Source organism: Paraniabella aurantiaca (assembly GCF_050309965.1).
GTDB lineage: Bacteria > Bacteroidota > Bacteroidia > Chitinophagales > Chitinophagaceae > Niabella.
The window spans coordinates 2,111,644-2,132,547 of sequence record NZ_JBLOSY010000002.1 but is presented as its reverse complement, the minus strand read 5'-3'; the positions used below and the strand labels follow the sequence as shown (position 1 = coordinate 2,132,547).

Genomic DNA, 20,904 nt, shown 5'->3' with positions numbered 1-20,904 from the left:
TCTTTTTATCAATCTCTGAAGATATTCAACTATTATTCTTGTTTCATCACTCCAGTGCAAATGTCTCCCAGCCGGCAATAGTGGCGCGATTGCATTTCATTACTGATTGCCCGTCCTCAGAAGAAATATATTTACCATTATTTCCTCTAAAGGATACTTTTCCATTTGCATTCACAATCCAATCAAATTTTTCCCAATCGCTGATAGTTGTCCGGCTACAAGTGATGCCGGAAGTGGCGCCATTTTCTGAGGAGACATATTTATTCATGCTTCTCAGCGCGATTTTTCCACCGCCGGCGTCAACAATGGTAAAGGTTTCCCAGGTAGAAGCGGCCGGGCGATTGCATCGCATAGGAGCTTCGCCATTTTCGCCTGACACAAACAGGTTGTTGGAACCTTTTAATTTAATGGATTGACCTATTGGAGGTGCTGCCTGTACCTGTAAGCTGCCCAGCTTCAGCCATCCGTTGGCGAAGTTGCCGGTTACTGCAAGCGCAATACCCGGCTTGTCAGCATTGGTTTTATCAATGATCGCTATTCCCCATGTATAAGTTCCGGGTGGTAAGTTGATAGCTGTTGTTGTGAAATTGTAGGTGGTGGGATTATCTTTCAGCCATTGAGACGGATCGCTGTTATTATCTGTAAAAAGCTTTTTTACCGTACCTGCTGTATCCAGGATGGCAAAAGCAACTTTATATTTATAATTCCATTGAGGAATATTGTTAGGACAGTATCCCCAGCCCATATTTTTCCAGCGATGGCTCAATACAGCAACAGCCCCATTAGCAACCACATCCGGCAAAGATATTTCATCGGGGTAGAGCCGATACCCGCCCTCTGAGTTAAAACGTTGTACCAGTGGAAAGCTGGTGCCGAACCAGGAGGTTGTTTCCCCTACCCTGAAATCCATCATATTTACATGTGCCTGAGCTGATGCATTAAATTCGCTCAGCCGTACATCTTCAGGATGCCCTTGCCGGTATTGACCGCTGGGGTCGTTCCAATAGCTGTGTGAGCCTACGATCCATCCTCCTTCCATGATGATCGGGCGTTTGTGTTTCCAGGCGGTTGCAAAATTTCTTTCCCAGCTCTGGTAATAACCATTCATGCCAAAAGCGTCGTGTCGCAGGCTGTAGCCCTGGTTAATAGCCTTCACCAGCAATCTTTCACTATTGGCATTTACGGCGCCCCAACTGGTGGGATGGCCTATAAGCCGGTGATAATTTATTACCAATGGCACTTTTGTAAAAGTCCGGTTGTACAGCGCCATTATCCAGTCCAGCACTTCTTCCTTAGCTGTTTCTGTCTGCTCGGCCGTTAAAATACCAGGTTCGGCATATACAACGTTATGCGCCTCGCCCCACTTGCCCAACCCATATGCATCGATAAAAGAAGTACGGGCCGGGTCGTTAAAGTCCTTTGCCAGCTCTTCAATAAAAGTGGTATAATATTGCCTGAATACAGAGTCCTGCGGAAAAGGTGTTTTTTGCGTAGGCGCTGCAGGGTTCGATAACCAGTAGGCAGCTCCTGCATCAAAAACAAACTGCGGAGTGTTGGCTCCCTGGTCCCGTCCGTCTACAACAATACGGAATGCGATGGGCAACCCCCTGGTTTTAACACCATTGATCAGTTTACCGATCTGTGAGTTCAGGTCTCTCCAGGCATATACACCGGGGCTGGGGTTCAGCGATCTCCAGCTTGTGCGGATATAGCAGGCGGATGCATAATCAATTGCTTTTACATTCTGCCCTAATTCGGGTACGTAAAACTGCGTATCCCAATAAGTGTCGGTAGCAGTTCGCTGCCCGTACATTACCCAGCCGTTTAACGGGTTACGCAATACCGTTGTACTGTCGTAGGCTGGCCGGACCAGGATATTATTGTCAGCACCGGCAACAGCTCTTTTTTGCGTACTGGCACCATTAGTGCCCGGGAGATCTTCTCCCTGAATTTTAGTGCAGGAAAGCGAATGCAGCCCTAACAATGCCAGTAAAGCGATCTTTCCGCTGCTGGCGATACTTAGTTGTTTCATTGTGACAAGCATTAATTATTAATAAAAACTCTGAAGTTTCGATGGCAATACTCCAGAAAGGCATATATCAGCTCACTCACGAGTTCGGCACGCTTCAACAACTCAACAAGCATTTTTCAAATTCAAGCTCAATTTCAATTGTTATAAAAATGAACATCGGGCATTGAAAATTGCTTATTCCATATTCCTGTTTCTGCCTCCCGGGTCACTATATTAACCGGCACCCACTTATACATAACATAACATAACAGTAAAGTTATCTTTGTCCACTTGCCCGGAACACTTTTTAATATCCCGGGTTCTGTACCATTAACGGCATTTTTTGAATCTCGGATAATGGAATGGGCAACAGGTACATTGCTTTTCTGAAATTAAGAGGCCTGGGAGCCGAGGCAACTCTATAAGTAAATGTATTTTCGCCGGTGCGGTTAATGATCATTACCTTATTGAAGCCTTGCAATACCTGTTCTGCAATCATCCATCTGCGTAAATCATTGAAACGATGATCTTCAAACGCCAGCTCGATTCTCCTTTCATTCTGGATAAGGCTGCGCATTTCATCTATGGTCATACCGGCTTTCATGCCATACAAACCATCAGCTCCGGGCAAAATACCAGCCCGCTCCCTTATTTGTTGTAAGGGTGCATAGGCCTTAGCGGTAGCACCGGTTTCATTCAGGGCTTCTGCATAGTTCAATAAAATCTCGGCATATCGTATCAATGCCCATCCTCTGTCTGTTGTTCCCGCCGTATTACTCGCCAGGTTTTCATCCAGCATTTTTCTTGAAAAATACCCGGTAAAATAACCGCCTGCAACATAGCCGTCTGAAGTTGTATTAGGGATGGTGGATCCTGCTGACTGGTAAGTCCATATAGGTGTTTTGGGCCCTGTATTGCTGGTATAAGATAATCCATTATAAATAATCGAATAATCGAAACGGGGATCCCGGTTCTTATACGGATTAGCAGGATCATACAGAGGGCTTTCGGAAGTAGGCTTTCCGTCTCTCATAGGGAATGCTTCAACCAGGTTATGGGTAGGCTTCATCACCAGGCTGCCCGAACGGGAACCAGGAAGATAATAAGATTCCATTTCCCTTTGCGGTCCCCTGTTAAAGGCCAGAATATATTCACTGTTCACCCTTTTCAGGAACACGCTGTAAAAGCCGTTACCGGGTCTTGTAGCATTATCAATATTCAATTGATATTTTCCCGAATTGATCACCGCTTCTGCCGCATTGGCTGCCAGCTGCCACCTGCTTTTATCATAGCTGGTATATCCCACCAAACTGGCTTTATCACCCGCATTAGAGCTATTTCCGCCGTTAAACAAAGGACTTGCCGCATATAATAACACCCTCGATTTAAGTGCCATGCAGGCCCCGGCTGTAATGCGCCCGTAATCGATATCAGCGTATACTACGTTTGCCAATGCCTGCGAGCAATGATCCAGCTCGCTGGTAATATAATTGATACACTCGTCAAAACTATTGCGGGGTATATTGATAACATCATTGATGTCATAAACATTATCATCGATTATGGGCACACCACCAAATACAGCTACCATCTGGTAATAATACCATGCCCGCAAAAACCTTGCTTCTGCAGCCATTCTTTGTTTAGTAGACTCGTGGAACGGTGCTTCCGGTAATCGCTGTAGCAGCAGATTTACGCGGCGGATGTTCATATAAGGCGTATTCCAGAAATCCTTATCTGCCGCAAATCCGGTCAGTACGTTGTTAGGCCCAATGGATCCCAACGTATATGCGTTACCCCAAACAGAAGTATTATTATTCCCTTCAGCATTGTCTGAAGCCAGCTCGGTATTACCCGCGCCTCCTGCTGCAGAAAAACGGTAGATCGCAAATGTATAGCCGACATCTACATAGATGCGGTTCAGAAAACCAAGTGTTCTTATACTGTCTGTGAATATAGCTTTGTCATCCAGCAAATTGGTCTTATCATCCAGAAATTTTGATTTCTGACATGATGCCAAAAGGCCGGCTCCTATGATGAGTGCAATTAATCTTTTCATTATTTTCCTATTTAGAAAGTGATGTTCAAACCAAAATTGAAAGTGCGGGAAGGAGGATAAGGTAAATCTGTTACGGATTCCACCACTTCAGGATCCAGGTCATAAAGCCTGTCCAGCTTGGTCCAGGTTAACAGGTTATATCCGTTGGCATATACACGCATCTCCTTGATCCGGATACGTTTCAATGCCTCTGCGCTTATGGTATAACTGATCTCTGCGCTTTTCAACCGGATATAATCACCTGGAATGGCCCAGAAATCCGAGTAATAGTTGGCAGGACTTGAAGTAAGATCTTCGATATATAGCTGCGGGTATTTAGCAGAATTACCTAATTCCGGGGTCCAGTGCTGCTGGTGGATCGGCAATAATTTACTCACATTATGATGGATCACTGCTCCGGTTGCACTCGCTACAAAATCGCTGGCTCCCTGGAATAATACGCTTAACTGAAGGTTCTTATAACCGAAACCCAAATTTAAACCGTACACTTTGTTAGGCAGATTAGTTAATCCGAAATAGGACTGATCAGATGCGTCAATAATGCCATCGCCATTCAGATCTTTATATTTGATATCACCGGGACGACCGCCAACAGCAGGTTTGGGCACATCAGGATTAGCCAGATCTGCTGCGGTATAAAATTCACCTGTCCAGGAGTATTTTAACCGGGATCCTATGGGCTGACCTGTTTCCTGCTGGTAAGGATATAATGGGATCGGCTCGTCTTTAAACAGTATTTTGTTTTTTGCCGAAGAGTAAGTAGCTCTGAAGGAATAACGCCAGTCGTTGCCTATGCGGTTATTGTAACCCAGCTCAAACTCAAGTCCCTTATTATTGGTTTTTCCCAGGTTTACATTGGGAAGGCCCTGTCCGAAAACCGCTGATACCGTACCTCTCGTTGTAAGGATATCAAAACGGTTATTATTAAAGTAGGCAACGGTAGCCGTCAGCTTGCGGTTAAACATCGCCAGATCAAACCCAATATCCATTTTCTTCTCTTTCTCCCATGTCACTTCATTGTTAGCCAGGGTTCCTTCTGCCGCCGTAACATGTCCATTATTGTTAGCAATGCCAAACATACCGCTGCCACTTCCTAAAGTATAGTTTTGCAGGTAAGCATAAACGCCGCCGGTATTGTCAACACCCGTTAAGCCATAAGAGCCTCTTAATTTAAACAGGTTTAAGAAAGACAGATTTTCCTTTATGACCTTTTCCTCAGCTATATTCCAGCCTACTGAAGCTGCCGGGAAAAAACCATAGCGGCGATCTTTGGCAAAACGATCTGTTCCGTTATAAGCGCCGCTTACTTCTACCAGGTATTTGTTTTTATAATCATATCCTACCCGGGCAGTATATCCTTTAAAATTTTCAGGAATAAAATTGTATATACCTCCGTTAGAAGAGTTAGGTCCTACTTTACTATTCTGATTATATAAAAACAATCCTGTCACATTATGGTCTCGCCCAAACGTGCGGGCATAATTTAATATTGCCTGGACTGTAAGCGCACTGTTTGTAGAACCCACATCATAGCGAAGCGTAGGTGTGGTGATCCTGTAAGTATTATCGGACCTGCCGAAAGAATAAGTACCTGTTTTAGGATCATAGATATAGGATGGAAAGCCGCTTCCGCTGGAAGGACGATTCAAATATCTGGCATAGCTATAATGATTGCGATAAGCCAACGTTCCTTTAATTGAAAGGCCCGGCGTAATAAAATTCAGGCGCTGGGTTACATTCGTCCCCAGGTTAATATTGTTACTGAAAGGGCGATAGTACCCATTATACATTAAACGGCCTACTATATTATTATTGTTCCTGCCTGCAAAATTGCGTTGCCATAAACTATAACCCAGGCTCCCGTCGGGGTTATATACCGGGTAATTGTAGGGTGCCGTTTCATTATTGCGGCTCAGATCACTAAAAAGATTGGAATTGGCGCTGGCATTGTTATCATTGGTTTCATCCAGGTAGCCAAATATATTGAACTGAACATCCAAATCGGATGTTACCTTGAGGTCAATATTAGAGCGATAATTATATCTTTTATAATAATAAGAGCTATTGAGGTCTACGCCAAAATCCTTTAACTGCCCTCCCTGATTAACATAGCCTAAAGACACAAAGTATTTAGCCCTTGCTGTACCCCCGGTAACGTTCAGGTTATTCCGGAGCATCGGCGCGAAGTCTTTCAATAGTATATCATACCAATCGTTATCCGGGTGACCATAGGGGTCGCTGCCATTTCGATAAAGCTCCAGGTCTTCTGCAGAAAATCGGGGCACAAAATTGTCATTAGGCTTTAAAGCATTGCTGTTCATTTGAGCTTCCGTATACAGCTTGGCAGACTCATAAGCATTCAGGTAAGGTGGCAGCCGGGTTGGCTGGCTGAGACCATACTCACTTTGAAAGCTAATCGTAGGACGGCCGGCTCTTCCCCTTAAAGTAGTTACCAGTACAACGCCATTGGCGCCTTTGATACCATATATGGAAGTTGTTGCAGCATCTTTAAGTATAGAAATAGACTCGATTTCGTTAGCGTTCAAAGCAAAGAATTGCTGGTAAGTAAACTCAATATCGTCTACAATGATCAACGGCTGGTTGTTTCCTGTATAAGAACTGATACCGCGAACATAGAAAGCCGCAGCATCTGCGCCGGGCCTCCCGCTACGTTGCTGGCTGCTAAAACCTGTTACACGGCCGGCAAGATTATTCTGTAAGCTTGGGGAGGGACTTTGCCTGATCTCATCGCCCGAGACAGAACTCACCGAACCCGTCAAAGTCTTTTTACTGGTTTTACCGAATCCAACCACCACCACATTATCCATAATTTTGTTATCCTCAGAAAGTGTTATGTCCAATGTATTCTGATCTTGCACATCTATATCCTGCGGAATATAACCAGCGTAGCTCACCACGATAACGGATGTAGCGATCTCTATGCTAAACTGCCCCTTTTCATCGGTTTGTGTTGCATTAGTGGGAACGCCTTTTTCAGTAATAGTTACCCCGGGCAATAAACCGTCCCTGTTTCTCACCTCTCCTTTCAGGAGTCGCTTTTGCCCTTGCCCCGTCACGCTACCCGATAGCAACAACAGGCTAATAATAAAGTATGCTAATTTTTTCATATTAATTTGTTAGTTGGCAGGTTTAGAAATAGCCTTCATTTTGAATCAACTTGCTGTTTTTCTGTATCTCAGAAAAAGGAATCGGCATGTAGTAATTTTTAAGCTCAAATTTGAATGGAGTCACCTCCTTTTGATTGATAACGATACTTCCGGTACTATTATCCAGGATAAGCCCCGTTAGCTGAGCAGGCAAATTGGAGGCATCCTTCCATCTGCGGATATCCCAAAAACGATGCTCTTCAAAACTCAGTTCGATGCGACGTTCGTTTTTAATAATCTTCCGGAGATCAGCCTGGCTTACACCCGCAGGTATACCATAACGAGAATTAGTTCCCGCAGTGATGCCAGCCCTGGCCCGAATCAGGAAAATCTGTTTAGCCGCATCTTCTGTTCTCCCCCTTTCATTCAAAGCCTCCGCATAATTCAGCAGCACTTCGGCATAACGGAAATAAGGAAAATTGTGGCTTTGATTGGAATAAGTCGTTCCGGTTGTAAAATCTCCCAGGAACTTTCTCAGGTAATAAGAGGTTTTTGTTTGTACCTGGTAGGGACGGTTGGGCTTATCTTTTCCTCCTTCAAATGTTTCTACAGACCGGCCTAACCATTGCACTCCGTTATAAAAAATAATAGCATTCAAACGGGGATCACGGTTTTGATATTGGCTTAGTGTGGTAATGCTTCCTTCAAAAGGAGAACCATTTAAATTAGGAAAAGCATTTAAAAAATCCTGTGTAGGGCTGGTTCTGCCATTACTTGCTGCCGGTGCTACATAGCCGACAGGGGCGCTTGCGGCTTCCAGTCCTGTGGAGTTGGCCGATTGTTTGGAAAAAATAATGTCTGTATTAATTTTTGTGGTAAAAACATTCCGGTAGGTAGCCGTGCCGGTGCCGGCCGGGAGTTTATTATAGCCTATAGCAATAAGCTCTTCTGCGGCTGCTATTACTTTATCCCAGCGCGAAGGATCATTGTCAGTATACCCAGTCAATACTTTTTTCTGTGGATCGCTTGCCACGCCGCCGCCGTTAAAAAGCGGACTGGCAGCATATAGATATAACCTGCATTGTAACGCCAACGCGGCTTCCAGGTTGGCCCGACCAAAATCTGTTACAGTAATTTTTGAACCGGAAGCCAAATCAATTTTAATTGCATCCAGTTCCCCGGCTATATAATTGACACAGTCGGCATAGCTGGATCGTGCTATATTGATATCTGAATCCAGCTCCAGCACCTCATCGCCTATCAGAGGAATTCCGCCGTAGCGTTTCAATAATTCGAAATAAGAAAATGCCCTGAGGAAACGCGCTTCCGCTTTGTATCTTTTGATCAATGAATCCGAAACCGGAACTACAGCAATATTCTTAAGGAAGACATTGCACCTGCGTACAATTGAATAACTGTTAAACCAGTTATTGTCGGGGTAGTTTACGGCAGTAAGCTGACCATTAGTAAAGAAGCTCACATTGGATCTTTCGGAAGACGGCACCGCATCATCAGTAGCCGCATCCAGGAAGTCTCCGTCAATCCGGTTAAATCCGTTAGGCAAGAGAGAATAGATACCAAATAAGTAAGCCTTGGCCTGTACGGCTTCCTTATCCGTAGGGTCAAACACATCCGATATCAAAACACGATCTTTGGGTTCAGTCTCCCATTTTTTGCAGGAGGGCAAACCGATGATCAATAAGGCTGATAAATAAAGTATTATCTTTTTCATCCTTGTACTATTTATATTTTTTATGGCTGAATCCTTTTTTCCGTAAAGGGTTTGAAGGATCGCTGCATATCTGTTAGATTTTTTTAGGCATTGTTTCAAATCATGCTACAGCTTGATATGCACACCAAAGCTGATTACTTTCTGAATGGGATATAATCCACGGTAGTTTTCCGGATCTGCACCGTTAAAGGTTTTAGAAGATAAGCTGAACAGGTTATACCCATTTACAAATACACGGGTAGACTTCAGTCTGATCCTGTTTAGTATTGAAGCGGGTAATGAATAGCCTAACTCAATACTGCGTACACGCAAAAAATTACCATTTCTTAACCAGAAGCTATTAGTTGCCGCATTATTAAACTCCCCGTTATAAGGACCACCGTTGGTAGTTAACCTCGGATAACCGGCATTAGGATTAGCAGGTGTCCAACGGTCTAAATGCATTTCAAAGGCCTGGCCCACACCTTCCAGGAACTCACGATAACTGTTACCCGATGGATATACCTGCCTGTTCAATTCCGCTACCAACAGTGTGGAAAAATCAAACTGGCTCCATTTAAACCCTAAGCTGCTACCTAAAAGAATAAGGGGCTTTTCAGAGCCTATAATGGTCATATCATACTGGTTGATGACGCCATCATTATTAAGATCTTTAAATTTGATGTCGCCCAGCTGAGGTGTATAACCTTCTGTAGTTGCGCGATTATCCAGTTCTTCCTGTGTCTGGTACAGTCCTTCAGCAATATAGCCGTAAGTCAGTCCTACCGGGTGCCCTGTCCTTTGCATCCATTCATACATTTGCGCAGGTTCACCGTTGTAAATAAGCTTACTTTGCTGGATAGCTGCGTTCACAGATACCGAATAACCGAACTTCCCATTTGTTTCTCTCCAACCCAATACGGCTTCCACCCCACTATTGTTCTGTTTGCCTATATTTTCATTAGGATAAGCAATGCCCAATGTTCCACTGTTGGTTCCTCTTATAATGCTCAAATCTCTATACTTATTGAAGTAATAGTCTACGTCAAAAGATAACCTGTCATTCAAAAAGCGGGAATCCAACCCGATATTCAGCATATTGGCCTTTTCGTAAGTAATATTAGGATTGGCCAGGAAAGATTCAGCAATAGTAGTAGTTGAAGTGGCAGTAGACCCAAAATATGTAGTAGGCGCATTATTGTAGGACTGGATATAAGTGAAATAACTTCCATTATCCAGGCCCGACATGCCGTAAGAACTATGAATTTTCAGTTCGCTTAACCAGCTCTTGTCTTTCAGAAATGTTTCATTGTGCAAATTCCAACCCAGTCCCATAGAAGGAAACATCCCATATTTAAAGCCGCCATCTGAAGGATAACGATTCGCCCCATTATAAGCTGCAGCAAGCTCTGCAATAAAACGTTTATCATATACATAGGATGCATGTGCCGAAATACCCTGAACGGTTAATTTTAAATTAGAGCCGGCAATCAGGTTATCGCGGTTGGCGAGCAGAAGTATATCCAGATCATGACGATCTCTGTTTTTAGAATAGCCTAAAGAAAACTCCTGGAAATTAGAACGATTCTGATAAGCAACTGCATTATTGTTTACCTGCTCACTATTAGTGCCGTACTGGCCATACACCGGCGTATTAGCATCGTTATTCATAATCTGGAATACCGCAAATCCTTTGCTACGGGTATAATTCTCACGCATGTCGCTGAAAAAAGAAACGCGTGCTTTGGCCCATAATCCCGGCAATAGATCATCCAGTTCCCTGCGCAGGTAAAAATCAGTCAGGACAGTTCTCGTATGCCCAATAAAGTAACCGGAATACAAAGATTGTCCTAAAATATTATTCTGGAAGCGGGATGACCCACCGAAACTTCCATTAGGATTCCGGATAGGATAAGCACTATTAGGTGTGTTTAGAATAGACTGGAAAACATTGTTGGTGCCGTCACTTCCAGGTGCATTAAGATCCATGATCCTGCCCATAATGTACACACCCGCATCTACCCGGTCGGTTATTTTCACATCTACATTAGAACGCACGAAATATCCTTTGGCCCCGGCATTCGTACTATAGTTATTACCATCGTCTGTTTTTAATAACCCATCCTGGTTAAAGTGTTCGAGATTGACAAAATATTTAAAAAATTCGTTCCCGCCACGGGCGTTCACATTATAACGTGCCATAGGCGCCGATTTCTTCATCACCTGGTCCGTCCAGTTAACATTGGGATACAAATAAGGGTCAGAACCATCTTTATACGCCTGTATAGCGGCATCACTGAAACCATTGTTCTCAACAGACAGACCATCATTTTTCAGGGCTTCATTATACAACTGTGCATATTGATATGCGTCCAGGGGTTTCCCTATCAGGTTCCGGGTAGCTTGTTGGGTACCCCATTGCCCCGAGAAGGTGATCTCCGATTTCATAGCTGCCCCTTTTTTGGTAACGACAGACAGGGCGCCTCCGGCACCTCTAACCCCCAGCATTGCCAATGCAACTGCATCTTTCAACACGGTAACCGACTCAATTTCCTCTATCCCAATTTCCGTTAGCGACCTAGGTATACCATCTATTAATACCAATGGTGTTCTGCCCCGCAACAGCATCGACATGCCTTCGTTTAATGGCTGGCCATTGGTCTGGTTGATTTTTAAACCGGGTAGCTGGCCGGCGAGCCCCATGGGAAATGATGCTACAGGGGTATAATGAATAGCAGTTCCGTTTACTACAGATGCAGATGCCGTAGAACGGGATTTTTTGATATTGTAATAAATAAGCGGATAGATGGTTTGTACAGAATCATTCTCACTCATAGTATCAACGGCAGTTGTGTCTGACTGTGCCAGCAAGCTGATAGGAAGACAGCAAATCATCACAACAACGGCTTTTAATGCCAGCGTTTGTCTAAATGATGTCATAGTTTAAAAAAATTAACATTGCGTTATTGTTATATAATTTTCGTTGCAGATGAGGGGACTACTTTCATCAAAATAAATTATCCCGGTAGCGAAGCAGCATGCGTTTACGTTTCATATTGGCTTTAAAGTGATTGAATTGAACCGTTAGATCTGTTAACAAATTTATCTGTTGATACAGCGGCTGAGAAGCAAACTGTTCTGTTTTTTTTATTGGGATCGTTCCCATTTTTGGGACCGTTCCCAATACCGAAGGATGTATGTACAGCTGACATAAGCTTTACAATAAGCATTAACATGGTTTGATTGATTTTTGTTAGTTATTGGATATGCAACGATGCGTAGATCATTACAGGGATATCCTTTATGAACCGGGGGCACCGTATTCAACTTTGCTATAAGTGAAGGAAATGAGCTTACAATGACATTATCAAAGCCTACGAATAGCTGATGGATTTAAAAGAGTGTTTTCCTTACATTGTCCACTACTACTGAATCGCTGTTAGCAACATCAATAGCATCGCCTTTCCCAAGGTATAATATATCCCGGAAGCTGGCATCTCTGATGCCTTTTGCTTTCACCGGTTGGTACGTAACTATATTGTTTACAAATAAGCCTCTTATGTTGGCTGCATATTCCGCTACCAGGCCCTGGGCGGATAAGGCGTTGATGGTCATATTCTCTACAAATACGTTTTGTATCCTAAGCTTACCTACGGGCATGATACGAATGGCCCGATGCGAGATGGAATAAAAATCCTGCCAGTTCTGGAGGTAAATATTGGCAATATTATCTGTAGCACCTTTATAGACAGAACCACTTACCACATTTACATTTTCCACTCCAGCCGGCACACCGGTATCCGTTAAACCTATATTAATAAAATCATCTCCGCTATTACCCCGGCAACGCTCGATGATAATATTTCTGCAGCCAAATCGTACACCCAGTCCATCCTGGTTTAACACCTGTTTTTCAACACCCGCAATAGTAACCGCTTGCCGCACCTGGAAACTAATATCCTTTACCAGCCCATTGGTGCAGCGCTCCAGCACTATTCCATGGGCATGATAATCCTTTAATTGAATACCACTGATCTCAAATACATCTACCTGCGCCAGTATAATCGCATGGTTACGCCAGCCGCCTTTTTGATTCTCACCAGGCTTACCTGCATCAGTTCCATAAGATTGAGAAAATCCTTTCGGATCCATTGAGAGCGTTTTATTATGATCACCTGTAGCCCGCGGATTGGCAGCACCTTCCAATAACACATTTCCCTTACCAACAATGCGGATATTACTTAATGGTTTCACATCCGAAATCCCTAAACCTGCGTTTGCAGAGCGGATGAAATTATCCCGGCACTGGTCAGAAAGCTTAATAGTGCAGTTATCCAGCTCCAGTTCTGTATTGCCCGGTAATAAGATAGCTTTATCGATCAACCATACTGCGGATTTCTTTATCGCATCATATCCTGGTATTACTACTTTAGCCTTGTACTTCTGAGCTTCATCTATTGCCCGTTGGATTCTTTCAACCTGTGAGCCTTTTTTAAACATATTAGGCGTGAAGTATTCAACGGTTCCTCCGGATGCGGTTAACGCAGCTTTTGAAGGCAGTGTATTTATAGTTAATGCACAAATAACCATTACCGGTAACCATTGAAAACGTTCCATCTTCAACAATCTGTTTATCTTATTTAATACCGCTCCCATACATTTCCTATTCAAAGTGCTCAAAAACTTCTTTATTACTTTATGGTAACATTCGAAACAATCGTCCAGCCTTCCGCTGTAACATTGCCTTTGGTTGCCAGCAATATACCCGGCTGATTCTGATTAGATGTATCTACTATCGCAACGGCCCAAAGATAAGCACCGATGGCTACCTGGCTTAGGTCCGGCTTAAACAGATATGAAGTCGGAGCTCCTTTGATCCATTTCGATGGATCAGCCGCAGCATCAACAAATACTGAAACAGGTTTCTTTGAAGCCGGATCCAGTAAAGCAAAAGCTACTTTATACTTATAATTCCATTGATTTATATTGTTAGGGCAATAGCCCCAGCCCATATTATTCCATTTATGTTCGATGGTTGTTTTTGCTGATTTCAGCACATTTGCCGGGATGGAAATCTGATCAGGGTATAAACGATATCCACCTTCGCTGATAAACGATTTTACCAGGTCGAATGTCTCATTAAACCAGATATCAGTCTCACCAATCCTGAAATCCATCATATTAACGCCGGCCTGTTTAGAATCATCGTATTCGCCACGTCTAACGTCTCCCTTTGTAACATACTTCCGGGCATCGGTTTGAAAAGGATGCTGTGCAGTAACCCATCCGCCTTCCATAATATTGGGTAATTTATGTTTCCATTTTTCAGCAATCGCTTTTTCCCACGATTGGTAATAACCCGACATACCAAATGCATCATGTCTTAAGATGTATCCCTTCGAGAATGCATAATTCAAAAGGTTTTCGCTCATAGGGTCTGCAGCGCCCCAGTCTTTAGGCATAGCGATAAGCCGGTGATAGTTGATGGCCAGCGGAATTTTTGTAAACTCACTTGAATATAAGTCTACGGCCCATTTAAATACCTGCTCGCGATTATTAACATCAAGGTAATTCATAGAGTGCGCTTCACCCCATTTGCCCAGGCCAAAGCCATCAATAAATTCTACTAATTCAGGATCATTAAATTTTTGGGCAAAAGCTTTTATGAACTGCGTATATTTTTGTTGAAAGATAGGGTCATCAGGGTAAGGAGACCAAACCGTTTTGCTACCGGTTTGCGTATAATAGCCCTGGGCACCGGCTTCTCTTACGTATGCGGGTGTAAAATCTTCCGCCTTGTCACGGCTATCAATCACCACACGTAATGCTATTTTCATCTTACGCTGGCGTGCATTGCTGATCAGTGTTTTTAGTTTTTCATTGGCGTCCCATCCGTAAACATTTTCAGATGGATTCAACGATGTCCAGCTCGTCCTCACATACATCGTTCCGGCAAAATTCTCTATTTTAAAAGTACCTGTTTGACCCGGAACTGTAATGCGATCAAGTTTGGTCCAGAAATCAGCAGGCGTATTGAGGGATCCATACAATACCCATCCGTTTAAGGGATTACGAAGCATTGTTTCGGTATCAGTTGGTATACGAACTACTGTGTTGGCATTAACTGGATCCTCCTGCCCGTTTCCGTTTGAAGCAGCTACATTTTTAGAACAGTTGACAAAAGCAACCATCGCTACCAGGGCCAAGGCCATTGACTCTATTATTGTGTTTAATTTCATTTGTGAATACATTGAATGTTATAAGAGGTTTATTTGCTCACTTCTATTTTGATCTTTTTATCCTTTACTATTATGTAATAGTCGCCCTCCTCAATAAATTTCTCTCCCTTTGCGTTTACATAACCAAGGTCTTTTTTAATATCGATATCGAACCGGAAACTCCTGGTCTCTCCTTTTTTAACCAGTTGTTTATCAAAAAATTTCAGCTCTTTTACCGGGCGGGAAATAGTAGATACCGGATCATTAATAAACCAATGAACCGTTTCCAGTCCGTCCCTGTCGCCTGTATTGGTCACCGGTATTTCAACCGTAACTTTTCCTTCGGGCTTCACTTTTAAAGCCGAAGCTTTCAAATCGCCATACCGGAAACTCGTATAGCTTAAACCGTAACCAAAATCATATAAAGGAGTAGACGGAATATCCTGGTATTTACCCTGGTGAGGGCGGGCACTTTGCCGATGGTTATAATAAATGGGTATCTGACCGGTTGCATAGGGAAAAGTCATGGATAATTTGCCGGATGGATTCACTCTTCCGGATATAACGCCAGCTGCCGGCTGGCCACCCGGAACACCCGGATGCCAGATGGTCAAAATAGCATCGGATAAGGGTTCCAGTCGATTCAATTCCAGCGGGCGGCCGCTTGATAACAACAGGATGACCGGCTTACCCAACTTTTTGATCTCGGCTACCAGGTCTTCCTGGATCTTAGGTAAAGCAATGCTTGACCGGGACGCGTTCTCACCACTCCAGGTGGCTTTCTCACCCAGGCATATAATAACCGCATCAGCTTTGGCAGCGATCGATCTTGCTTCTTCAAAACCCGATTGATCAGCCCCATCAAAGTCGCAGCCCTTAGCCTGCAGTATTTCTGCTTTGTCGGCAAATTCTTTTTGTAACGCGTCCAATATGGTTGTAACATCTTCTGCATTACCCTGTGCCCTCCAGGAACCCAGCAAATGCCATTTATCTTTAGACAAGGGACCTAATACCGCAATTTTGGATACGTTGGACAACGGTAGTATCTTATTATTGTTCTTTAGCAATACCACAGACTCTTCAGCCAGTTTTTCTGCTACAGCTAAACTTTGTGGCAAAAGGAAACGATCTTTATCCTTAGTCTCCGGTGTATAAGGCTGATCAAAAAGCCCCAGGCGAAATTTTACTCTTAGCACCCGTTTTACCGCATCATCCAGTAATTGCCTGCTGATCTTTCCTTCTTTTACCAGGGCTCCCAGGTGATTGTCGTAGCTACGGTTCATCATATCCATTTCAACACCCGCGGTAAATGCCTTGAAGGTCGCCTCTTTTTTATCTTTTGCTACACCTTGTGGCCGCAATTGTTCGATAGCACCCCAATCTGATACTACAAACCCATCATGTTTCCATCTTCCCTTTAGTATATCTCTAAGTATATAACGATTGGCTGTACCCGGCGTACCGCTGATATCATTAAACGAACTCATTAAAGTGGCAGCGCCCGCTCTTACCCCCGCTTCATAAGGAGGCATATAGGTATCCCAAAGTGTTTGCTCCGAGATTTCAGTATATACATAATCGCGACCGGCTTCTGATGCGCCGTATCCCACATAATGTTTTAAACAGGCAGCCACCTTATCGGGCGCAGCTAAATTGTCACCCTGGTACCCCTTTACAGAAGCCACCGCAAAGACAGCATTGGTATAAGGGTCTTCCCCATAGCCCTCAGCCACACGGCCCCATCTCCCGTCACGGGCCACATCGATCATGGGTGAGAAGGTCCAGTCCACACCCGACATACGGGCCTCCTGTGCTGCCACAGCACAGGCTTGCTGCACCAGCTGCGGGTTCCAGGAGCAAGCCTGCGCCAGCGAAATAGGATATATCGTTTTGTACCCATGTATTACATCATACCCAAACAATATGGGTATGCCCAGGCGCGATTGCTCCATCGCTTTTTTCTGTACCCGGTTACGCAATTCAGGATTGCTGCCGAAATAAATAAGCGAACCGATTTGAGCAGGTATATCGTTAACAGGATCTGCCATATTATTGGCATTATCATTTCTTCCTAATGTATATTGATTAAGCTGCATTACCTTCTCTTCCAGGGTCATCCAGGACACCAGGTCCGCAACCCGCTCTTCTACTGGTTTCGCGGCATTCTTATAAACCGGAGTAGTCTTGCCCTGCTGGGCATTAGCTATCGCACCGGCCAGTATCAACAACAAGGTTCCGGATATCTTTTTAAGATGCATCATGTTATCTATCTATCTTTAATTTTATTTGAACACAGGTTTTTCGGTGAGTTTTATCGCCCCTTGACTATTGTTTTTCATTTCAAAAACTACCACTTCGTTTTTTCCCTTTTGAAGCAGGTCTGCAACTACCTGTATAGATTGCAACTTTTCCTTTTCCCAGTAAGCGCCGATATACTGGCCATTGATCCATACTTCGCCCATGCCCCACCCCGACATGTCCAGGTATTGGTCTTTAGGATTGGCAACATCGAATATCCCCTTATAAAAACCCGGAAGCTTTGCGGCTTTAGCACTTGAAAATTTTAACTGCTGTACATTAGCTTCCCTGATATTGAGTGGTGTTATGTTCCAGCCTTCTATTGCCACTCCATCAAGCTTAATATCACCAAACAATCCTTTGGAGTTATCCAGTATTTCAGGACCATAGGTAATTCTACCGATATTTTCAGCATAGATCCGTAAAGTGTGTTCGCCCGCAGCTATGTTCAACGGTAGTTTTTTATCATTGTCCGTAACCGTTCCCTGTAAAGTACTGTCGATATATATGGCTGCATAATCCCTAACATTCTCTAACTCCAAAACCTCTTTATTGAAATTCACTTTTATTGTTGCTTCATAAAGCACATAACCTGACTCTTTGCTCAACTCGTTAAACGGCAAAAGTTTTTCCGATTCAACAGGTGTTTCATATACCTGCTCCAATGTTGTATATTCCGTTATCTCTATTTCCTGTGCCTGTATCAACGTGGCACTTACAATAGCAGCCATGATAGCCAATCCTATTCTTTTCACCATGTATAGAATTATTTTAGCAGGAATGAACGGATAAAGGATTCTTCTACAGTTACCTGCGGTTCAAATTGTGTACTTTTTACATATTCATCCACACTGGCTAATAACTGGCGGGTAGCAGGTCGTTTACTCATATCTTTCTGTGTATCCACAGCCAGTACCAGTAGCTTGCCATTACCTATTTTTGCTTCAAAGCCAATACCCAGTTTCTCATTATTGTCATACGCATCTATAATCTGTATGAAAGGCCTCAGTTCCCTTGGCGCGTCTTTCATCTCTATAACTTTGGCATTATTTAATATATCCCACCATTGCCAATCGGTATGATACGAAGTAACAAACCGGTTGAAAACAGGATGATCCTCTTTGATCAGTGCGCCAATGGTCATGGGGGCCCACGCAAACATGATAGGATTCCAGAAATGATTATGAAAAGTGGATGCACGGCCTTTAACATTGGAGGGAAGCGGACATAATACTACCTTCTTACCCTGCAATAAAAACTGGTTTGCTTTATCATCATAAGTAGTGGTGTATAATATATCATCCGTTGATTGCATGATGGTTTCGTTCTTCGGAAACACCCATATATTCCAGCTGTTTTGAACCTGCTCATTTACCGATACATGAACCGTTAATTGCTGTGCCGCAGCAAACTCTTTCATATCGAAGGAAAAAGACCCGATAGGAAACACACCATCATTACCGATGTCCTGAGTCTTCAAGTTACCCTTCTTAACTATTTTACCATGGGCATTGGTTACCCACCATTTGATCCGGGCATTTTTTAAAGGGGCATTGCTAAAATTGTATACCTCCGCATTACCTGTGAAGATTTCATTATTGAAATAGGAACTCTGTGTATACCGTAACAATGCCACAGTGGGTGCGCAGGACTCCCTGAATTTCCCGGCAGTAACGAGTCCCTTAGAATCCCAGAAAGGATCCAAAAGTCCTACAGGTGCATAGCCCTGTCCGGGGAAATCGTTTAAAGACAATAGCTGGAAGCCCGCAGACTTAGCCGATCGCAGCAAAGCCTCCGTTACAGCTTTATATTCCAATACCGTCAAGGCCCCCGATGCACGGAAGAAATCTTGAGCCTGATCAAGCATCCCGTTTTTATCCAGAAGTTCCCTGAATACTTCAAAATTGCGTGCCTCCACAGGACTTTTATCGTATTTCTTTATTTCTCTAAAATCGGGATAAATGCAACGCTGTCCTGATTCATGGGAGATTACCGGTACATCTACATCCGACTCTTTGCTCCTGTCCCAGTTCGTATTAGGCAGTCCTTCATACACTTTTACCGCGCCTTTATTGGTTTGCTGGGAAACATAATACTGATCGGACTTCACCCTGGTACGGGCTGTAGAACCGCTAAATAAATGGCGGCTATCTAATGCTTTGGCATCGGCTGTCAGCTCTTCAATAAAGTCAAAATTACCCGTAATTTCGTTTCCATTGCAATACAATACAAAGGATGGATGATTGCCATATTCTTTCAGGATAGCGCGCATTTCCCGGCGAAAGAAATGATAACGGGCTTCATCTGGTTCGGCATCCTTACCCCACATCGGCATTTCCACCTCAAAATAAATCCCGTATTTATCAGCCATTCTGAAAGCTGCTTCAGGAGGACACCAGGAGTGAAAGCGCAGGTGATTCATGCCATACTCTTTCAGGATCTTTATAATACGTTCCCACTCCGCATCATCTACAGGAGCATGGCCCGTTTTGGGAAAAACAGCATTTTCTACGGTACCCCTTAAATGGATGGGGCGATTATTGAGCATCACATGATTTTTTCCCTGCGTTACTTCACGCATGCCAAACGTAGCAGCCTTCTCATGTTGATAGCTGGCCTTGTCTGACTTTGTGTTCAACGTACATTGAATCGTATATAAGTTAGGATTGAATTCATCCCATAACTTAACCTCCTTGCCTAATACAATTGTTTCCTCCACTAATGCGAGGGTATCTTTAATTTTAAAATCAAGTTTTTTATTGAGCTGATAATTAACGCCATTGATTGTAAAGCTGGCGATACCCTCAACAGGCTTGTTCGTTCTATTGCGGATCTGCATTTTCACTTTTACCGACTTTTCCGCGATATCAGGATAGACCTGCAGGTCATCGATATAAACGGGGTCAATAGCTACTAACTTGATCGTCCCCAAAATGCCGTTCCAGTTGATCTGCGTAAACTCAGTATGTGCATGATCCCACTTATGCGTATTATATTGGTAACGATTATCAATGCTTACCGTAATGCGATGCGTTTGACCAGGCGTTACAAACTCCGTCAACTCATGGTTATGCGGTACGCTGATATAATCGATCCTGCTTACTTCCTTTGTATCCACAAAGATGGAGCTGAGCCAGTGCGTACGCTCAAAGTACATGAAAATGCGTTTCCCCTTCCATTCTTTAGGAATAGCAATATCCCGCTGGTACCAGGCAGGTCCCATGTATTCATATTTCCGTGTTAGCCGGTCTATATAGCGATAAGGTACTTTGTAACCTATCTGGTAGTCGTCGGTTATACCGGGTAAAACAATCTTTTCCTGTAATGCATGCTTGTACCGTGGAGAGAGCGATCCCCTCCGGAAATCCATTACATCGGTTTGAAAACCCCAGGTCCCTGAAAGATCCATTTCCTGTGTCTGGGATCTGGAAGGCATCAATGATAATAACAATCCCGTTATCATTAACGCCTTCAAACATAGCTTTGCCTTCTTCATACTG

General features: G+C 43.6%; 10 protein-coding genes. All 10 read right to left on the bottom strand.

Going from position 1 to position 20,904, the window contains the following annotated elements; genetic code table 11:
• Nucleotides 1-46 precede the first annotated feature (46 nt).
• The 10 genes from ACLOAU_RS23050 to ACLOAU_RS23005 all read right to left on the bottom strand — a co-directional run bounded on the left by ACLOAU_RS23050 (nt 47) and on the right by ACLOAU_RS23005 (nt 20,900).
• Complete coding sequence (locus ACLOAU_RS23050; protein WP_427864266.1) at nt 47-2,032, bottom strand: hypothetical protein; 1,986 nt, start codon at nt 2,030-2,032, stop codon at nt 47-49.
• A gap of 286 nt (nt 2,033-2,318) precedes the next feature.
• Complete coding sequence (locus ACLOAU_RS23045) at nt 2,319-4,070, bottom strand: RagB/SusD family nutrient uptake outer membrane protein (RefSeq protein ID WP_427864265.1); 1,752 nt, start codon at nt 4,068-4,070, stop codon at nt 2,319-2,321.
• Between the two features lie 11 nt (nt 4,071-4,081).
• Nucleotides 4,082-7,198 (bottom strand): SusC/RagA family TonB-linked outer membrane protein, encoded by a 3,117-nt coding sequence (locus tag ACLOAU_RS23040; RefSeq protein WP_427864264.1) that lies wholly within the window; start codon nt 7,196-7,198, stop codon nt 4,082-4,084.
• 22 nt (nt 7,199-7,220) lie between these two features.
• Nucleotides 7,221-8,909 (bottom strand): RagB/SusD family nutrient uptake outer membrane protein, encoded by a 1,689-nt coding sequence (locus tag ACLOAU_RS23035; protein ID WP_427864263.1) that lies wholly within the window; start codon nt 8,907-8,909, stop codon nt 7,221-7,223.
• 105 nt (nt 8,910-9,014) lie between these two features.
• Complete coding sequence (locus ACLOAU_RS23030; protein WP_427864262.1) at nt 9,015-11,828, bottom strand: SusC/RagA family TonB-linked outer membrane protein; 2,814 nt, start codon at nt 11,826-11,828, stop codon at nt 9,015-9,017.
• Nucleotides 11,829-12,281: 453 nt separating this feature from the next.
• Nucleotides 12,282-13,505 (bottom strand): glycoside hydrolase family protein, encoded by a 1,224-nt coding sequence (locus ACLOAU_RS23025; RefSeq protein WP_427864261.1) that lies wholly within the window; start codon nt 13,503-13,505, stop codon nt 12,282-12,284.
• 74 nt (nt 13,506-13,579) lie between these two features.
• The gene (locus tag ACLOAU_RS23020; protein ID WP_427864260.1) at nt 13,580-15,127 is read right to left on the bottom strand and encodes a hypothetical protein; all 1,548 of its coding nucleotides are present in this window, start codon (nt 15,125-15,127) and stop codon (nt 13,580-13,582) included.
• A gap of 29 nt (nt 15,128-15,156) precedes the next feature.
• Complete coding sequence (locus tag ACLOAU_RS23015) at nt 15,157-17,367, bottom strand: glycoside hydrolase family 3 N-terminal domain-containing protein (RefSeq protein ID WP_427864259.1); 2,211 nt, start codon at nt 17,365-17,367, stop codon at nt 15,157-15,159.
• Between the two features lie 21 nt (nt 17,368-17,388).
• Entirely contained in the window at nt 17,389-18,162 is a 774-nt protein-coding gene (locus tag ACLOAU_RS23010; RefSeq protein WP_427864258.1) for a hypothetical protein, read from the bottom strand.
• 8 nt (nt 18,163-18,170) lie between these two features.
• Nucleotides 18,171-20,900, bottom strand: a complete 2,730-nt coding sequence (locus tag ACLOAU_RS23005) for a DUF8487 domain-containing protein (RefSeq protein ID WP_427864257.1) — start codon at nt 20,898-20,900, stop codon at nt 18,171-18,173.
• Nucleotides 20,901-20,904: the final 4 nt, after the last annotated feature.